Annotated in this window: 15 protein-coding genes; 10 read left to right on the top strand and 5 right to left on the bottom strand. The window is 71.8% G+C overall.

The window, feature by feature from the left end:
- Positions 1-1,989, bottom strand: a 1,989-nt coding sequence (locus tag ACZ6ZP_RS27200; protein WP_469408727.1) for a DEAD/DEAH box helicase, incomplete at its 3' end; no start/stop codon positions are given.
- Positions 1,990-2,452: 463 nt separating this feature from the next.
- Between ACZ6ZP_RS27200 and ACZ6ZP_RS27205 the strand changes: the two genes are divergently transcribed.
- Positions 2,453-3,190 (top strand): ferritin-like fold-containing protein, encoded by a 738-nt coding sequence (locus tag ACZ6ZP_RS27205; protein ID WP_351163533.1) that lies wholly within the window; start codon positions 2,453-2,455, stop codon positions 3,188-3,190.
- Between the two features lie 231 nt (positions 3,191-3,421).
- On the opposite strand, the gene ACZ6ZP_RS27210 is transcribed toward ACZ6ZP_RS27205, so the two are convergent.
- The 4 genes from ACZ6ZP_RS27210 to ACZ6ZP_RS27225 form a co-directional block, all read right to left on the bottom strand.
- Positions 3,422-3,694: a hypothetical protein gene (locus ACZ6ZP_RS27210; RefSeq protein WP_351163535.1), complete on the bottom strand. Its 273-nt coding sequence runs from the start codon at positions 3,692-3,694 to the stop codon at positions 3,422-3,424.
- A 178-nt stretch (positions 3,695-3,872) separates the two neighbouring features.
- Entirely contained in the window at positions 3,873-4,100 is a 228-nt protein-coding gene (locus ACZ6ZP_RS27215) for a DUF3107 domain-containing protein (protein ID WP_249587904.1), read from the bottom strand.
- 152 nt (positions 4,101-4,252) lie between these two features.
- The gene (locus tag ACZ6ZP_RS27220; protein ID WP_249587903.1) at positions 4,253-4,894 is read right to left on the bottom strand and encodes a TetR/AcrR family transcriptional regulator; all 642 of its coding nucleotides are present in this window, start codon (positions 4,892-4,894) and stop codon (positions 4,253-4,255) included.
- Positions 4,895-5,038: 144 nt separating this feature from the next.
- A complete protein-coding gene (locus ACZ6ZP_RS27225) occupies positions 5,039-5,254 on the bottom strand; it encodes a hypothetical protein (RefSeq protein WP_351163538.1) in 216 nt (71 codons plus the stop codon).
- Positions 5,255-5,421: 167 nt separating this feature from the next.
- Here ACZ6ZP_RS27225 and ACZ6ZP_RS27230 point away from each other — a divergent pair, with 167 nt between their 5' ends.
- The 9 genes from ACZ6ZP_RS27230 to ACZ6ZP_RS27270 all read left to right on the top strand — a co-directional run bounded on the left by ACZ6ZP_RS27230 (position 5,422) and on the right by ACZ6ZP_RS27270 (position 16,669).
- Positions 5,422-6,411 (top strand): alpha/beta fold hydrolase, encoded by a 990-nt coding sequence (locus tag ACZ6ZP_RS27230; RefSeq protein WP_351163540.1) that lies wholly within the window; start codon positions 5,422-5,424, stop codon positions 6,409-6,411.
- An 8-nt stretch (positions 6,412-6,419) separates the two neighbouring features.
- Positions 6,420-7,844, top strand: a complete 1,425-nt coding sequence (locus ACZ6ZP_RS27235; protein WP_469408730.1) for a DUF3152 domain-containing protein — start codon at positions 6,420-6,422, stop codon at positions 7,842-7,844.
- Positions 7,845-7,935: 91 nt separating this feature from the next.
- Positions 7,936-8,028, top strand: coding sequence for an Ms4533A family Cys-rich leader peptide (locus tag ACZ6ZP_RS27240; protein ID WP_344520500.1), 93 nt, complete (start codon positions 7,936-7,938; stop codon positions 8,026-8,028).
- A gap of 143 nt (positions 8,029-8,171) precedes the next feature.
- Positions 8,172-9,899 (top strand): ABC transporter substrate-binding protein, encoded by a 1,728-nt coding sequence (locus ACZ6ZP_RS27245; protein ID WP_469408731.1) that lies wholly within the window; start codon positions 8,172-8,174, stop codon positions 9,897-9,899.
- A 20-nt stretch (positions 9,900-9,919) separates the two neighbouring features.
- Positions 9,920-10,912 carry an ABC transporter permease gene (locus tag ACZ6ZP_RS27250; RefSeq protein ID WP_351163546.1) on the top strand — a complete coding sequence of 331 codons (993 nt, stop codon included), beginning with the start codon at positions 9,920-9,922 and terminating at the stop codon, positions 10,910-10,912.
- Positions 10,909-11,907, top strand: a complete 999-nt coding sequence (locus ACZ6ZP_RS27255) for an ABC transporter permease (protein WP_351163548.1) — start codon at positions 10,909-10,911, stop codon at positions 11,905-11,907. The genes ACZ6ZP_RS27250 and ACZ6ZP_RS27255 overlap by 4 nt, the downstream gene beginning before the upstream one ends.
- A complete protein-coding gene (locus ACZ6ZP_RS27260) occupies positions 11,904-13,517 on the top strand; it encodes an ABC transporter ATP-binding protein (RefSeq protein ID WP_351163550.1) in 1,614 nt (537 codons plus the stop codon). Before ACZ6ZP_RS27255 ends, ACZ6ZP_RS27260 begins: the two co-directional genes overlap by 4 nt.
- A gap of 201 nt (positions 13,518-13,718) precedes the next feature.
- A complete protein-coding gene (locus tag ACZ6ZP_RS27265; protein WP_469408732.1) occupies positions 13,719-15,458 on the top strand; it encodes a DUF3492 domain-containing protein in 1,740 nt (579 codons plus the stop codon).
- On the top strand, positions 15,455-16,669 hold the full coding sequence (locus tag ACZ6ZP_RS27270; RefSeq protein ID WP_351163554.1) for a hypothetical protein: 1,215 nt from the start codon (positions 15,455-15,457) through the stop codon (positions 16,667-16,669). The genes ACZ6ZP_RS27265 and ACZ6ZP_RS27270 overlap by 4 nt, the downstream gene beginning before the upstream one ends.
- Positions 16,670-16,742: the final 73 nt, after the last annotated feature.

Here is a 16,742-nt window from a genome sequence, read left to right on the forward strand (position 1 = left end):
CTCGACCACGGGCTCGGCGGCCTTGCGCGTACGGCGACGGGGCTTCGTGGCGGGGGCCTCGGCCTCCACGGTCTCCACGGCCTCGACCGTGTCGACGACGGCCTCCGCGGCCTTGCGGGTGCGGCGGCGCGGCTTCGTGGCCGGAGCCTCGGCCTCGGCGGCTTCCGCCACCTCGACCACGGGCTCGGCGGCCTTGCGCGTACGGCGACGGGGCTTCGTGGCGGGGGCCTCGGCCTCCACGGTCTCCACGGCCTCGACCGTGTCGACCACGGCCTCCGCGGCCTTGCGGGTACGGCGGCGCGGCTTGGCGGCAGGTGCGTCGGCCTCGACCACGGCCTCGGTTGCTGCCTCTGCCACCTCGACCACCGGCTCGGCGGCCTTGCGGGTGCGGCGGCGCGGCTTCGTGGCGGGGGCCTCGGCCTCGACCACGGCAGTCTCCACGGCCGACACCGTCTCGACCGACTTGACCGTCTCGACCGCGGCCTCCGCCGCGTCCGAGCCACCGTTCCGCGTCCGGCGACGGCGACGCGGCGTACGCGGCTCCGTCGGCTCGGCCGTCTCAGGGGCGGACACGGCCACAGCCGCGGCGGCGGGCGCAGCGGTCTCGGCGACCGCCACCGCCGGAGCGTCCAGCGGCGTACCCGAACGCGTCCGGCGACGCCGACGCGGCGTACGCGCCTCACGCGGCTCGCGGTCCGGCTCGGGAGCCTGAGCGCGGTCACGGTCACGACCGTGGTCGCGGCCACCGTCGCGGCCGCCGCGGTCGCGGTCGCGTCCGCGCGAGCCGCCCTTGCCGCCCGTCTCGCCGAGGTCTTCGATCTGCTCGGCGCGGAGCCCGGCACGGGTCCGCTCGCCGCGCGGCAGCACACCCTTCGTGCCCGCCGGGATGCTCAGCTCCTCGTACAGGTGAGGAGAGCTGGAGTACGTCTCGACCGGGTCGCCGAAGCCGAGGTTCAGCGCCTTGTTGATCAGCTGCCAGCGCGGGATGTCGTCCCAGTCGACCAGCGTGATCGCGATGCCCTTGGCACCCGCGCGGCCGGTGCGGCCGATGCGGTGCAGGTAGGTCTTCTCGTCCTCGGGGGACTGGTAGTTGATGACGTGCGTGACGCCCTCGACGTCGATGCCGCGGGCGGCGACGTCGGTGCAGACGAGCACGTCCACCTTGCCGTTGCGGAAGGCGCGCAGCGCCTGCTCGCGGGCGCCCTGTCCGAGGTCGCCGTGCACGGCGCCCGAGGCGAAGCCACGCTTCTCGAGCTGCTCGGCGATGTCGGCGGCGGTCCGCTTCGTGCGGCAGAACACCATGGCGAGCCCGCGGCCGTCGGCCTGCAGGATGCGGGAGATCATCTCCGGCTTGTCCATGTTGTGCGCGCGGTACACGTGCTGCTTGGTGTTGGCGACGGTCTGGCCCTCGTCGTCCGGCGCGGTGGCGCGGATGTGCGTGGGCTGCGACATGTAGCGACGGGCCAGGCCGATGACCGCGCCCGGCATGGTCGCCGAGAACAGCATCGTCTGACGCTTCGGCGGCAGCATGTTGATGATCCGCTCGACGTCGGGCAGGAAGCCCAGGTCGAGCATCTCGTCGGCCTCGTCGAGGACCAGGCACTTGATGTGCTTGAGGTTGAGCTTCTTCTGGCCCGCGAGGTCGAGCAGACGACCCGGCGTGCCGACGACGATGTCGATGCCCTTCTTGAGGGCCTCGACCTGCGGCTCGTAGGCACGGCCGCCGTATATGGCCAGGACGCGTACGTTCCGCGCCTTGCCGGCGGTCAGGAGGTCGTTCGTGACCTGCTGGCACAGCTCACGGGTGGGGACGACGATGAGCGCCTGCGGGGCGTCGGTCAGCTGCTCGGGCTTGGCCCGGCCCGCCTCGACGTCCGCGGGGACGGTCACGCGCTCCAGGATCGGGAGTCCGAAGCCGAGCGTCTTGCCGGTGCCGGTCTTGGCCTGGCCGATGACGTCGCTGCCGGAGAGCGCGACGGGGAGCGTCATCTCTTGGATGGGGAAGGGACTGATGATGCCGACGGCCTCAAGGGCCTCGGCCGTCTCGGGGAGAATTCCGAGATCGCGGAAAGTCGTAGTCAGGGCATTGCCTCTTCTGTGAGACGCGGCGCGAGGCGAACGCTGGGGGTCGTGACCGTGCCACTACCGCCGGCTGCTTGGGGGGCGGGGCCGGGGGCGCGGGACCACTGCCTGCGCTCGAGCGCTCGTACCGCTGAGGTTCCCTCCTCGTGCCGTCCGCACCGTGCGGGCCGCCTGGAGGGCTGTCGGGTCGGAGCCGATCGGGCCTCCGACCGGGCATCCTCATTCGTACGGCCCGACGAATATTCGGCGGGCGCATTACCACTGTACCCCGGAATCTCGCAGCCGTGTCTGGCGAATTGGTCACGTAGTCGTCGTCACAGTCACTGACCAGGCCCTTACACGTTGCTGCGCGCGGGCTATTGTGCGGTTTATGGAGACGCCTGACACCGCCGCTGACACACCCGTCGAACCCACCGGAATCGCCGCCCAGGACTGGAAGACCGCTGCCGCCGAGCCGCACTACCGCGCCGCGGTCGTGGATCTGCTCGGGGCGCTCGCCTACGGAGAGCTCGCGGCCTTCGAGCGGCTCGCGGAGGACGCGAAGCTGGCGCCGACGCTCGGCGACAAGGCGGAGCTGGCGAAGATGGCGTCGGCCGAATTCCACCACTTCGAGCAGTTGCGGGACCGGCTCTCGGCGATCGGCGCGGACGCGACCGAGGCGATGGAGCCCTTCGTCGCCGCCCTCGACGGCTTCCACCGCCAGACGGCGCCGTCCGACTGGCTGGAGGGTCTGGTCAAGGCGTACGTCGGCGACTCGATCGCCAGTGACTTCTACCGCGAGGTCGCGGCACGCCTCGACGGCGACACCCGACGGCTCGTCCTCGGCGTGCTCGACGACACGGGGCACGCGAGCTTCGCGGTGGAGAAGGTGCGCGCCGCGATCGACGCGGACCCGCGCGTGGGCGGGCGGCTCGCGCTGTGGGCCCGTCGCCTGATGGGCGAGGCGCTCTCGCAGTCGCAGCGGGTGGTCGCCGACCGTGACGCGCTGTCGACCATGCTGGTCGGGGGCGTTGCCGACGGCTTCGACCTTGCCGAGGTCGGGCGGATGTTCTCGCGGATCACCGAGGCGCACACGAAGCGGATGGCCGCGCTGGGTCTCGCCGCGTAGGCGCTCCGCTGGGTTTGGCGGGGTTGGGTTCGCTTCACTGCGGGTGTCGTCTTCACGCGCGGGTGGTTTGTGGCTGGGTGCGCAGTTCCTCGCGCCCCTGGTGGGGTTGAGCCGTCGGGTTCCCTGCGGGTGGGTTGTGGCTGGGTGCGCGGTTCCTCGCGCCCCTGGTGGGGTTGAGCCGTCGGGTTCCCTGCGGGTGGGTTGTGGCTGGGTGCGCCGTTCCCCGCGCCCCTACGCCGTCGCTGAGCGACGGCGCAGTCGGCCACGGCTGGGGCGGAGCAGGAGCGAGAGCAGGGCCGCTGCCACGGCCACCGCGCCGACCAGGGTGCCGGTCGCGTGGCCCGCTCCCAGGGCCATGTGCGTGACGAAGGATCCGATCACGGCGCCCGCGGCCCCGGTCGCCAGGACCAGGTTGCGTGCGGGGAGCCGGTGGGACAGTCGGTGGGCCGCCGCCCATGCCAGGGCGAAACCGAGCAGTGCGGATCCGAGTGCTTCCAGAATCACAGGGTGTTCCCTCCCTCGCGGCCAGGTGCAAAACGGTCGTAGCCGGTCTTACCCGTGGGCGCCGGAATACAACCCTCCAGACCTTCTGTGCGCGAGGCGCGTCAACAAACGAGAACGGCCCGGTGGTTGTGACCACCGGGCCGTTCTCGTCTGTTCGTCCTGCGTGCAGCGCCGTGAACTACAGGGCGCTGAAGCCCACCTTGCGGGCGGTCGGCTCACCGAGCTCGACGTACGCAAGGCGGTCGGCCGGAACCAGGACCTTGCGGCCGTGGTCGTCCACGAGGCTCAGCAGCGGCGACTTGCCGGTCAGCGCCTCGGACACCGCGCGCTCGACTTCCTCGGCACTCTGAGTGCTCTCGAGCACGATCTCGCGGGGCGCGTACTGCACGCCGATCTTGACCTCCACGGCTTTGTCCCTCCGACGGTCAGTGATGTGCGCGGGCGTCCGCGCCGTACTCAGCACACATTAGCCCGGTGAAGCGACGCCCATGCTTCCGCCGCTGCACGCCAGTAGCGAACAGAGATCGGGAACATAATGCGAGGACGCGAAACCGGGGGTCAGTGGCCTTCCAGGCCGTGCAGCGGGAAACCGGCGATGCCGCGCCAGGCCAGCGAGGTCAGCAGTTCCACCGCCTTGTCGCGCGGGACCGTGCTGCCGCTGGCGAGCCAGTACCGGGCGACCACCTGGGAGTAGCCGCCGAGGCCCACCGCGAGCAGCATCGCCTCGTCACGGGGCAGGCCCGTGTCCTCGGCGATGACCTCGCAGATCGCTTCCGCGCACTGGAGCGTGACCCGGTCCACGCGCTCGCGGACCGCGGCCTCGTTCGTCAGGTCGGACTCGAAGACGAGCCGGAAGGCGCCGCCCTCGTCCTCCACGTACGCGAAGTAGGCGTCCATCGTGGCCGCGACCCGCAGCTTGTTGTCCGACGTGGACGCGAGTGCCGTACGGACCGACTGCAGCAGTGATTCGCAGTGCTGGTCGAGCAGGGCGAGGTACAGGTCGAGCTTGCCGGGAAAGTGCTGGTAGAGCACCGGCTTGCTGACTCCGGCCCGCTCGGCGATGTCGTCCATCGCCGCCGCGTGGTACCCCTGCGCGACGAAGACCTCCTGAGCCGCGCCCAGCAACTGATTGCGTCGGGCACGACGCGGCAGGCGTGTGCCCCGCGGGCGCGCTGCCTCTGTCTGCTCGATGGCTGTCACGCCGCCTCCCATGATCGTGAATGTGCGGTGTGCGCCGCGCGGCCATCGTACTTTTCGGTAACCGTGATGTGCGCGGTACGAGCGGAGAATTTCACGGACTGGATGACCGTGAAAGCCGTGCGTAGCAGGGCAAACACGGGCAGCTCAGCGATAGTCGTCCTCGTCGATGCTGACGACGCGGGCCTGTTCGGCGAGGTCGGCCTCGTTGGCCGCGTCCGTGTCCGCGCCCTGCAAGGAGTCGTCCTCGCTCGGCGCCAGGTCGGTGTGCTGCTCCGCGGAATCGGCCTCGGGGGCCTCGGTGCTGGTCTCGGCGGTCTCCTCGACCTGAAAGGTCTCGGGATCGGACGGGTCGACGGTCATCGTGGCTCTCTTCCCTAGCGGACTAGTGGTGCGAGTGCCCTGTTCGCCCTCTCTTAAGAGCGTAGGAGACTGTCGAACCGGGCGCTACGCGATCTCCGCGCGAGATCGGCTGGATCTGTGACGGCGAACACACGAACCACCGTGTGATCGTCTCGTAACATTGCCGCATGTCTTCGACCGAGCTGCCGGACCTGATCGCCGCTTCCGTCGCACCCAAACCGGGTGCCGTCGGGGTCGCGGCGGGCGAGCGGCTCGACTCGGTCACCCTCCCCGGACTCACGCTTTCGGTGCGTTCCCGGCCCTCGGTCCGCGAGGGGCTGCCCTCCGCGCTGTACGTGCACGGGCTCGGCGGTTCCTCGCAGAACTGGTCGGCCCTGATGCCGCTGCTCGAGGACGTCGTGGACTGCGCGGCGCTCGACCTGCCGGGGTTCGGCGACTCGCCGCCGCCGGACGACGGCAACTACTCGATCACGGGGCACGCGCGCGCGGTCATCCGCTATCTGGACTCGCGCGAGGCCGGGCCCGTCCATCTGATCGCCAACTCGATGGGCGGCGCCGTCACCACCCGCGTCGCCGCCGTCCGCCCCGACCTGGTGCGCACCCTCACGCTGATCTCGCCCGCGCTCCCCGAGCTGCGGGTGCAGCGCACGGCGCTGCCGACCGGGCTCCTCGCGGTGCCCGGCGTCGCGGGTCTGTTCACCCGGCTCACCAAGGACTGGACGCCCGAGCAGCGCGTCAGCGGCGTCATGGGCCTCTGCTACGGCGACCCGGGCCGGGTCTCGCCCGAGGGGTACAGCGCGGCCGTGCGGGAGATGGAGCGCAGGCTGGCGCTTCCGTACATGTGGGACGCGATGGCACGCTCGGCGCGCGGCATCGTGAACGCGTACACGCTGGGCGGCCAGCACGGCCTGTGGCGGCAGGCGGAGCGGGTGCTCGCGCCGACGCTGCTCATCTACGGCGGCCGGGACCTGCTCGTCTCGTTCCGCATGGCCCGCAAGGCCGCCGCCGCGTTCCGTGACTCACGGCTGCTCACGCTGCCGGACGCCGGGCATGTGGCGATGATGGAGTATCCGGATACGGTGGCCACGGCATTCCGCGAACTGCTCGCGGACACGGGCGAGTTGCATGAATCCGGTCAATCGGGCGCGGGGAGCTGAGGCGGCGCGTGGGACGTCATAGCCGCCGGGGTTCCTCCGACCTCGCAGACAACACGGGCAGCAGGAACACCGCCGATCTACCGGCACCGCAGGGCGCACGCCCGCCGTCCCCCGGCACGGGGCGCCGCAGGCGTGCCCCGGGGGACGGCGGCACGCCCGCGCACGGCATCCCGCAGGCCACTCCGCCGCACGGCATGCCCCAGGCCACCCCTTCCCACGGCACGCCGCACGTGCGCGGCGGGCACCCCGAGCAGCGCGAGCCGGGCGGGGCCTGGGGGGCAGGGCCGCGCACGGGCGCCGTGTACGGAACGCCGGGTGCGCGGACCGCGCCGTCCCGCGTGCCGGGGCCGCGCCGTGAGTACGTGGACGCGTTCGGCGAGGAGTTCGCCGAGGAGGACCTCTTCTCGGGCGGTGCGATCGACGCCCTGCCCGCGTCGACCGGCGTCCCGCCCCGCGATCCGTACGCCTCGGTCACCGACTGGGACCGCGCGGTCGACGAGGACGAGGAAGCGCACGGAGACCTCTGGTCCGACGGAGCCGACCGAGCCGACCGAGCCGACCGAACAGGCGGCGCCGACGGCGCCGGCGGACCCGGTGGCATCGCGCCCGACGAGGCCGAGGACGGCAAGGGGGGCGGCAAGGGCCGCACCTTCACCGGGATAGCCGCCGCCGCGGTCACCACCGTCCTCGCGATCGTCGTGGCCGGTCAGGTGACCGACGGGCCAAAGGATTCCGCGCCGCGGACGCAGGCCGCCAAGGGCCAGGGCGAGCGCGACGCGGGCGCCGACGCGTCCCGCTCGGACGACCGGCCCACGCCTCCGGAGTCCGCTCCGGCGACGTACGAGACGAAGATGGCCAAGAAGTATCCGCTGGACGCCAAGCTCACGGCGTCCGGCGACTTCGACGCGATGGCAGGGTTCGACAAGGCGCCCGGCAAGGGGCAGTTGTTCCGCTACCGCGTGGACGTCGAGAAGGGGATGGGCCTGGACGGCGAGCTGTTCGCGTCCGCCGTGCAGAAGACGCTGAACGACGACCGGAGCTGGGCGCACAAGGGAGGCCGCACCTTCGAGCGGATATCTTCCGGGAAGCCCGATTTCGTCATCACGCTCGCCAGTCCGGGGACGACCGCGACGTGGTGCGCCAAATCCGGGCTCGACACCAAGCAGCAGAACGTCTCCTGCGATTCCGCGGCCACCGATCGCGTCATGATCAACGCCTATCGGTGGGCGCAGGGCGCCAAGACCTACGGCGACCGCATCCATCCGTACCGGCAGATGCTGATCAACCACGAGGTCGGTCACCGGCTCGGCTTCAACCACACGGACTGCACCAAGGACGGCGATCTCGCGCCCGTCATGCAGCAGCAGACGAAGTTCCTCGACCACGACGGAATCAAGTGCAAGGCCAACCCGTGGGCGTTTCCCAAGAGTTGAGACAGAAGTGCCCGGCATGCGGGCGTCCGTCGGTCGGCGGCTCTGCTCGGCAGCTTTGACAACCGCCGAAAGTTCGTTCATATTTCTCCGCATGTCGCCTCGTCACGCCTCCTCGCGCGCAGCCCTTGAGCTGGCGCTCTTCGGCGTGACCGCGCTCTGCGTGTCCGACATCCACTGTTGCTGACGCCCGCCCCTGGCGCGTGCGTCGCTTTCTCTCCGGACCCTGTGCACCCAGTGCACCTTCTGCGGTCCTGACTGACCCTCTTCGGCGACCCCGGGGCGAGCTCTGCTCATTTCCCTGTCTGATACTCCGAGAGGTCCTTTCCCATGCGTCAACCGTCCGTCATAGCCCGCCGCGTGGCAGCGGCATCCGTCAGCCTCGTCCTGGCAGCGGGCGCCGCCGCCTGCGCGGGCCCCGAGGACAACGACGCCGGGAGCGGCGGCGCCGACGGCAAGCCCGCCAAGGGCGGCACGCTCACCGTCCTCAACAGCGACCCGCAGGTCGACTTCGACCCGGCGAGGCTCTACACCTCCGGCGGCGGCAACGTCCCCTCGCTCGTCTTCCGCACCCTGACCACCCGCAACCGCGAGGACGGCGCCAAGGGCTCGGAGGTCGTGCCGGACCTCGCCACGGACCTCGGCAAGTCGAGCAAGAACGCCACGGTGTGGACGTACACCCTCAAGAAGGGGCTCAAGTACGAGGACGGTTCGCCGATCACCTCCGCCGACATCAAGTACGGCATCGAGCGCTCCTTCGCCGGTGAACTCTCCGGTGGCGCGCCCTACTTGAGGGACTGGCTGATCGGCGGCGACAAGTACGCCGGGCCGTACAAGGACAAGAGCGGCAAGGGCCTGGAGTCGATCGCGACGCCCGACGAGCGCACCATCGTCTTCCACCTGAACAAGCCCGAGGGCGAATTCCCCTACCTGGCGACGCAGACGCAGTTCACGCCCGTCCCCAAGAGCAAGGACAAGGGCACGAAGTACGAGGAGCACCCGGTCTCCTCGGGTCCGTACAAGGTCGTCAAGAACGAGAACGACGGCGAGCGCCTCACCCTGGAGCGCAACCCGCACTGGTCGGCGAAGACCGACCCCGAGCGCAAGGCCTACCCGGACAAGATCGACGTGCGGTCCGGCCTCAACTCCTCCGTCATCAACCAGCGGCTCTCGGCCGGCCAGGGCGCGGACGCCGCCGCCGTGACCACCGACACGAACCTCGGCCCCGCCGAACTCGCCAAGGTCACCGGCGACAAGGCGCTGGCCTCCCGCGTCGGCACCGGGCACTTCGGCTACACGAACTACCTCGCCTTCAACCCGAAGGTGAAGCCCTTCGACGACCCGAAGGTGCGCCAGGCCATCTCGTACGCCGTCGACCGCTCGTCCGTGGTCAACGCGGCCGGCGGCTCCTCGCTCGCCGAGCCCGCGACGACGTACCTGCCCAACCAGAAGTCCTTCGGATACACGAAGTACGACCACTTCCCGGCGGGCAAGGCCGGCAACCCGAAGAAGGCCAAGGAGCTGTTGAAGGAGGCCGGTCACAAGGACGGGCTCACCATCACGCTGACCCACTCCAACGCCAAGGACTTCGAGACGAGCCCGGAGATCGCCACCGCGCTCCAGGACGCCCTGAAGAAGGCCGGGATCACCGTCAAGCTCCAGGGCCTTGAGGACAACGACTACAAGGACAAGGTGCACAGCGCCAAGGACGAGCCGGGTCTCTTCCTCGCCCACTGGGGTGCCGACTGGCCCTCCGGCGGCCCCTTCCTCGCCCCGATCTTCGACGGGCGGCAGATCGTGAAGGACGGCGCCAACTTCAACACCGGCTTCCTGGACGACCAGTCCGTCAACGACGAGATCGACGAGATCAACAAGCTCACCGACCTCGACGCGGCCGCGAAGCGCTGGGGCGCCCTCGACAAGAAGATCGGCGAGCAGGCCCTGACCGTGCCGCTCTTCCACCCCGTCTACAAGCGCCTGTACGGCAAGGACGTCAAGAACATCGTGATCAGCGACTGGACGGGTGTCCTGGACATCTCCCAGGTCGCGGTCAAGTAAGGGTTACCGGTCACATCACCATGAGCGAGGCCCTGTTGGCCTCGGAGGCGGGGACGGGCGCGCAGGCGCCCGCCCCGACCTCCGGTGCCCGTCAGTTCTGGCGGCGGCTGCGTGCGCAGCGTGCCGCCCTCGTCGCGGCGGCCGTCGTCGCGCTTCTCGTCCTGGTCGCGCTCGCCGCGCCACTGCTCACCGCCATCGAGGGCCAGGACCCCAGTACGTACCACCCCGACCTCATCGACTCCGGCCGCGGCGGCGTGCCGATCGGCCCGTTCGGCGGGATCAGCGCCGAGCACTGGCTCGGCGTCGAACCGCAGACCGGGCGCGACCTGTTCGCCCGGCTCGTGTACGGCGCGCGCGTCTCCCTCGGCGTCGCGCTCGCCGCGACGCTCGTGCAGGTGCTGCTCGGCGTCGGCATCGGCATCGCGGCCGGGCTCGGCAACCGCCTGGTCGACCAGGTGCTCAGCCGCGCCACCGACGTCATCGTCGCCATGCCGCTGATGGTCCTCTCGCTCGCCCTGATGGCGATCGTGCCCAGCGGCTTCCCGCGCCCCGTCCTGGTCGCCCTGGTCATCGGGCTCGTCGCCTGGGGCAGCACGGCCAAGATCGTGCGCGCGCAGACCATCACCCTCAAGGAGCTCGACTACGTGGCCGCCGCCCGGCTCAGCGGCTGGAGCACCTGGCGCATCGCGCGCCGCGAACTCCTGCCGGGGCTCGCCGCCCCCGTCATCACCTACGCGGCGCTGCTCGTCCCGCTGAACATCACCGTCGAGGCGGCGCTCTCCTTCCTCGGCGTCGGCGTCAAACCGCCGACCGCGTCCTGGGGACAGATGCTGACCTCGGCCGACATCTGGTACCAGGCCGCGCCGCAGTACCTACTGCTGCCCGCCGGGGCGCTGTTCGTGACCGTGCTCGCGCTGACCGTCCTGGGCGACGGCGTGCGGACCGCGCTCGATCCACGGGCCGCGTCGCGGCTGCGGATCGGGACCGGGCAGAAGCGGGAGGGCAAGGCATGACCGGCTTCCCGGGCTTCTTCCTGCGGCGCTCGGTGGGCGCCCTCGTCACGCTGCTCGCCATCTCCGTGATCATCTACGCGGTCTTCTACGTCGCTCCCGGCGACGTCGCGCAGATCACCTGCGGGCCGCGCTGCTCACCGGCCCAAGTGGCCCAGGTCTCCGAGCAGCTGCGGCTCGACGACCCGGTGTACGTGCGCTACTGGGACTTCCTCCAGGGCATCTTCGTCGGCCAGGACTACTCGACGGGCACCGGCGTGGAGCACTGCGACGCCCCCTGCCTCGGGCTCTCCTACCAGAGCGACCAGCAGGTCACCCAGCTGATTCTGGCGAAGCTGCCGGTCACCGGGTCGCTCGCGCTCGGCGCCATGGTGATGTGGCTGATCCTCGGCGTCGGCACCGGCGTCCTGTCCGCCTGGCGGCGCGGACGCCTCACCGAGCGCGCCCTGACCGCCGTCACGCTCGCGGGCACGGCCACGCCCGTCTTCGTCATCGGCCTGCTCCTGATGATCGTGGTCTGCGGCCAGCTGAACTGGCTGCCCTTCCCGCAGTACGTGCCGTTCACCGACGACCCCCAGCAGTGGGCGTGGAACCTGCTGCTTCCCTGGCTCTCCCTCGCCCTGATCGAGGCCGCCAAGTACGCGCGCCTGACCCGCGCCTCGATGCTGGAGACCCTCGCCGACGACCATGTGCGGACCTTTCGCGCGTACGGCGTCGGGGAGCGCTCGATCATCGGCAAGCACGCCCTGCGGGGCGCGGTCGCCCCGGTCATCGCGCTGAGCGCCAACGACTTCGGGTCGATGTTCGGCGGGGCCGTGCTCAGCGAGACGCTCTTCGGCCTTCCCGGCATGGGGCGCGAACTCGTGCACGCGGTCAAGGTCGTCGATCTGCCGGTCGTGGTCGGCATGGTCCTGGTGACCGGCTTCTTCGTGGTGCTCGCCAACGCCGTCGCGGACGTCCTGTACGCGGTGGCCGACCGAAGGGTGGTCCTGTCATGAGCCCGGATCGAAGCCTCGTCCAAGTGACCGACCTGGTCGTCGACTTCGGGGACACGCGCGCCGTCGACCGGCTCTCCTTCACGCTGGAGAAGGGCGCCGCGCTAGGCCTCGTCGGCGAGTCGGGTTCCGGCAAGAGCACGGTGGCCGCCGCGCTGCTCGGGCTCCACCGGGGCACCGGCGCGCGGGTCGGCGGATCGGTGCGGGTCGGCGGCATCGACGTAGCGGAAGCGTCCGGTGAGGAGCTGCGGCTGCTGCGGGGCGGAAAGGCGGCGATGGTCTTCCAGGACCCGCTGTCCTCCCTCGATCCGTACTACGCGGTGGGCGACCAGATCGCCGAGGTGTACCGCGTGCACACCGGAGCCTCGCGCCGGGCGGCACGCGCGCGTGCCGTCGAAGTGCTCGACCGGGTGGGCATCCCCGATGCCGTACGCAGGGCTCGTTCCCGGCCGCACGAGTTCAGCGGCGGCATGCGACAGCGCGCGCTCATCGCCATGGCGCTCGCCTGCGAGCCCGAGCTTTTGATCGCCGACGAGCCGACGACCGCCCTGGACGTCACCGTGCAGGCCCAGATCCTCGACCTGCTGCACGTGCTGCGGGCCGAGACGGGGATGGGTCTTCTCCTGGTCACCCACGACGTGGGCGTGGCGGCGGAGAGCGTCGACGACGTCCTGGTGATGCGGTACGGGCGGGCCGTCGAGCGGGGGCCCGTGCGCGAGGTCCTCGGGGCGCCGAAGGAGGCGTACACGCGGGAGCTGCTCGGGGCGGTGCCCCGGGTGGACGCGCCGCGGGAGGCGTCGGCCGCCGCACCGGGGGACGTCGTGCTGGAAGCCGTCGACCTGCGCAAGGAGTTCGGGCGCGGCAAGCGGGCGTTCGCCGCGGTGGACGGGGTGTCGCTCACGGTCCGCCGGGGGGAGACGCTCGGGGTCGTGGGGGAGAGCGGCAGCGGCAAGACCACCCTGGGGCGGATGCTGGTGGGGCTGCTCGATCCCTCGGCGGGGGAGATCCGGCACGGGGGCGCGCGGCAGCCGGGCGGCGGCATACGGGCCGGGGTCCAGATGGTGTTCCAGGACCCCGTCGCCTCGCTCAATCCGCGCCGCGGCATCGGGGAGTCCATCGCCGATCCGCTGCGCGCGCGGGGGGAGCGCGACGACTCCGTGGTGCGCGCACGCGTGCGGGACCTCATGGAGCGCGTGGGGCTCGATCCGGCGTACTACGGGCGCTATCCGCACGAATTCAGCGGCGGTCAGCGCCAACGCGTCGGGATCGCGCGGGCCCTCGCCGCCGAGCCGCACGTCATCGTGTGCGACGAGCCGGTCTCGGCGCTCGACGTGACCACGCAGGCGCACGTGACCGCGCTGCTTGCCGAACTACAGGAGGAGCACGGGCTCGCCCTCGTCTTCATCGCGCACGACCTCGCCGTGGTACGCCAGGTCAGCGACCGCGTGGCGGTGATGCGCCAGGGACGGATCGTCGAGCAGGGCTCCGTCGAAGAGATCTACGGCTCGCCCCGGCAGGCGTACACCAGACAGCTGTTGGCGGCCGTGCCCGCGCTCGACCCGGAGGCGGCGGCACAGCGCCGTACGGCCCGCAGGGAGCTGGCCGCAGCTTAACGCTCCGTAACGAAAGAGCGCTCTCCGGGTGCCATAGCGCGACGGAACGCTACCGGTGCGGGAAAGTTACTGCCGTTCACCCCTTTTGGTGGCGTGATGGACAACCGTCCATCACGCCACCGGCATGTCCGCATACGTTCGTCCCGCTGCGAGCCGCCGGTCCAACGGCGGCTCTCCACATGGGAGATCGGGGGTGTACGCGTGCGCATCGGACTGCTTACGGAGGGTGGCTATCCGTATGTGAGCGGTGACGCCAGGCTCTGGTGCGACCGGCTCGTGCGCGGGCTCGGGCAGCACGAATTCGACATCTACGCCCTCAGTCGCAGCGAGCGGCAGGAGGCGCAGGGCTGGATCGAGCTGCCGCCCCAGGTGAACCGCGTGCGGACGGCGCCGCTGTGGACGGTCGACGACGGCGTCGCCCTCGGAGCCGGGTACGGACGGCGGGCGCGGCGGCGCTTCGCCGAGTGCTACGGCGAGCTGGCCGCGGTGGTGTGCGACTCCGGAGCGGCGGGCGCGGCGGGGGACCCGGGCGCCGCTGACGCGTTGGCGGACCGTTTCGGCAGTGCGCTCTACGGCCTCGCCGAACTCGCGGTGGACCAGGGCGGCCTCGTCGCCGCACTGCGCTCCGAGGCGGCCGTGCGCGCCCTGGAGCGCGCGTGCCGCGCGCCGGGCGCACTCCGCACCGCGCGCACCGCACGCGTGCCCGATCTCCTCGCCGTTGCGGGCCTGTTGGAACGGGCGCTGCGACCGCTCTCCCTCGACTGGTACGGGGACGACGGCCTCGGCGCGGTGGACCTGTGCCACGCCACGTCCGGCGGCCCCGCGGCGCTCCCCGGCCTCCTCGCCCAGCACTTCTCCGGAGTCCCGCTCCTGGTCACCGAGTACGGCGTGCAGCTGCGGGCGCACTACCTCGCGACCGGCGACGAGGCCCTGAGCGCGCCGGCGCGGGCGCTGCTCACCTCCTTCCACGGCAGGCTCGCCGCCGAGGTGTACCGCAGGGCCACGACCATCACGCCCGGCAACACGCACGCCCGCCGCTGGCAGGAGCGGTGCGGAGCCGAGCGGGCGAAGCTGCGCACGGTCTACCCGGGCATGGAGGCCTCCCGGTTCGCGGAGGTCGGCGAGCGCGAGGACCCGGGCGACCCCGACACCCTCCTGTGGGTCGGACGCATCGAACCCGCCAAGGACCTGATCTCCCTGCTCCACGCCTTCGCGGAGGTCCGCAAGGAGGAGCCGAAGGCGCGGCTGCGCATCGTCGGCGCGCCCGCGGACGGCCCGGAGGCGGACGCGTACCTCGCGCACTGCAGGGCGCTCGCCGCGCAGCTCTTCCCCGACGAGGCGGACGGCGCGCACGCCGTCGGCGACAACCCCGTGTCCTTCGAGGAGATCGGCGCACCCGAGGTACCCGATCTGGAGGACGCGTACGCGGCGGGAAGCGTCGTCGTCCTGTCCAGCGTCGTCGAGGGCTTCCCGATCAGCCTGGTCGAGGCGATGTTCTGCGGGCGCGCGACGGTCTCCACGGACGTCGGCGCGGTCGTCGAGGTCATCGGCGGCACCGGGCTCGTGGTGCCGCCGCGCAACCCCCGGGCGCTCGCCGAGGCGTGCGTGGCGCTGCTGCGCGACGCCGGGCGGCGCGAGCGGCTCGGGGCGGCGGCGCGTGCGCGGGCGCTCGAACTGTTCACCGTGGAGCAGAACATCGAGGCATTTCGCGGCATCTATTTGGAGATCGTCTCGCACTGTCCGGTGCGCAGGGACGCGGTCGACGACGCGGGCGAGCCGGTGCCGTTCGGCAATCCGGCGGAGGCGTACATGCCGGGGAGGTGGGCGGTCGCCGCGGGCGGCGGGGACGCCGGCCCGGGCTCCGGCGCGAGTCCGGGAGGCGCGCCCAGCTGGGCGCAAGAGGCGGACAGACCGGAGCAGTTGAAGGGGGCGGGCGTATGAGTCAGGACCAGAAGGTGGACGCCCCGCGGGCTCCCGAGAGCCCCGGCGGATGGGACGTGCGGTCGGAGGAACTGCTGGCCGACACGGCTCTGGTGCGCGAGCCCGCGGCCTGGCGGGGGACGGCGGCCGAGACCGGTGCCAAGCCCGCGCGGCGCGGCGGCGTCGATCCCGTGAAGGCCCTGATGCACCGCCACCGCAAGCTCTGCGAGCGCGCCGTCGACCCGCTGGAGATCGCCGCGGGCCTGGAGGCGCACGGAGTGACCGACCGGACCGCCGCGCGGTTCCGGCACCGGGACGTGTTCGCACTCGCCGAGGAGATGTACGCGCGCGTGCCGCGTGACGAGGAGGAGCGCGCCGCCCCTGTGGCGCCCCCCTCGACGGGCGCGGCCGAACTGCCCGCCGGATGGGCGCTGTTCGCCCTGCTGCCGGGGGCGGTGTGCGGGCTCGCCGCCGTGGGGCTCGACCTGAGCGAGGGACGCGCGCGGCTCGCGGTGGGGCTCGGCGGAGCGCTCGCCGTGGCCGTCGCGCTGCGAGTGGCTCTTCGGTACGGGCCGCTGCGCTCCGCGCACCATGTCGCGCCGGCCACGCACGCGTGGGTATGCCTCCTCCTCGCGTACGCCCTCTTCGGCGACGGACTGCTGCGGGCCGCCGTCTCGGGCGGGCCCGACGGCCCCTGGGCGCCGTCGATCGCTGCCGCGCTGGGGCTCTGCCTCGCCGTCGCGCCCGCCGTGTGGTGCGTGCGGCTGTTCTCCGTGGGGGCACGGGGACGCCTTGCGCTCAGCCGTGGACTCACCGAATTCACCGCGTCCGTCCGGCCGTTGCTGCTCGGCGTGGTCGCGCTCTACCTGTGCGCCCTGGGGGCCCTGCTCGTGGGGGCCGGTGCCGTCTACGGCGCCCCGGCCTCCGCCGGGGCCGGGGCGCTGGGCGCGCTGCTGCTGCTCTCGCGGCTGCTCTCCTCGTACGGATTCACGCGGGCACCCCTGCTGATGCTGGCGGCCGCGGGGGCGGCGGAGGCGGTCTCGCTCGCCTCGGTGTTCGCGGGGCGGCTGCCCGGGTGCGCGTGGCTCGCGGCCCCGGTGGAGGGGGCGGTCCGGGCCTGGGGGTCCGGAGTCGTACCCGTCGTCGCTTGCGGCGTCGCCGCGGGCGTGCTGCTGCTCCATTCCTCGCGGGTGCTCAGCCGGGCCTCCGCGCACGCCGACGGGGCGCCCTGAGCATGCGCGCCGCGCCTGCGGATTCCTGGCCGCTCCACCCGAAAACCTTCTCTCCCGCGGGGCCGACACCGCG

Source organism: Streptomyces sp. NPDC054047 (assembly GCF_055585065.1).

What these genes read in the sequence shown, in the direction of transcription:
- ACZ6ZP_RS27205 (WP_351163533.1), top strand. Translation starts at nt 2,453, where the DNA reads ATGGAGACGCCTGACACCGCCGCTGACACACCCGTCGAACCCACCGGA.
- ACZ6ZP_RS27225 (WP_351163538.1), bottom strand. Translation starts at nt 5,254, where the DNA reads ATGACCGTCGACCCGTCCGATCCCGAGACCTTTCAGGTCGAGGAGACC.
- ACZ6ZP_RS27230 (WP_351163540.1), top strand. Translation starts at nt 5,422, where the DNA reads ATGTCTTCGACCGAGCTGCCGGACCTGATCGCCGCTTCCGTCGCACCC.
- ACZ6ZP_RS27240 (WP_344520500.1), top strand. Translation starts at nt 7,936, where the DNA reads ATGTCGCCTCGTCACGCCTCCTCGCGCGCAGCCCTTGAGCTGGCGCTC.
- ACZ6ZP_RS27245 (WP_469408731.1), top strand. Translation starts at nt 8,172, where the DNA reads ATGCGTCAACCGTCCGTCATAGCCCGCCGCGTGGCAGCGGCATCCGTC.
- ACZ6ZP_RS27250 (WP_351163546.1), top strand. Translation starts at nt 9,920, where the DNA reads ATGAGCGAGGCCCTGTTGGCCTCGGAGGCGGGGACGGGCGCGCAGGCG.
- ACZ6ZP_RS27255 (WP_351163548.1), top strand. Translation starts at nt 10,909, where the DNA reads ATGACCGGCTTCCCGGGCTTCTTCCTGCGGCGCTCGGTGGGCGCCCTC.
- ACZ6ZP_RS27260 (WP_351163550.1), top strand. Translation starts at nt 11,904, where the DNA reads ATGAGCCCGGATCGAAGCCTCGTCCAAGTGACCGACCTGGTCGTCGAC.
- ACZ6ZP_RS27270 (WP_351163554.1), top strand. Translation starts at nt 15,455, where the DNA reads ATGAGTCAGGACCAGAAGGTGGACGCCCCGCGGGCTCCCGAGAGCCCC.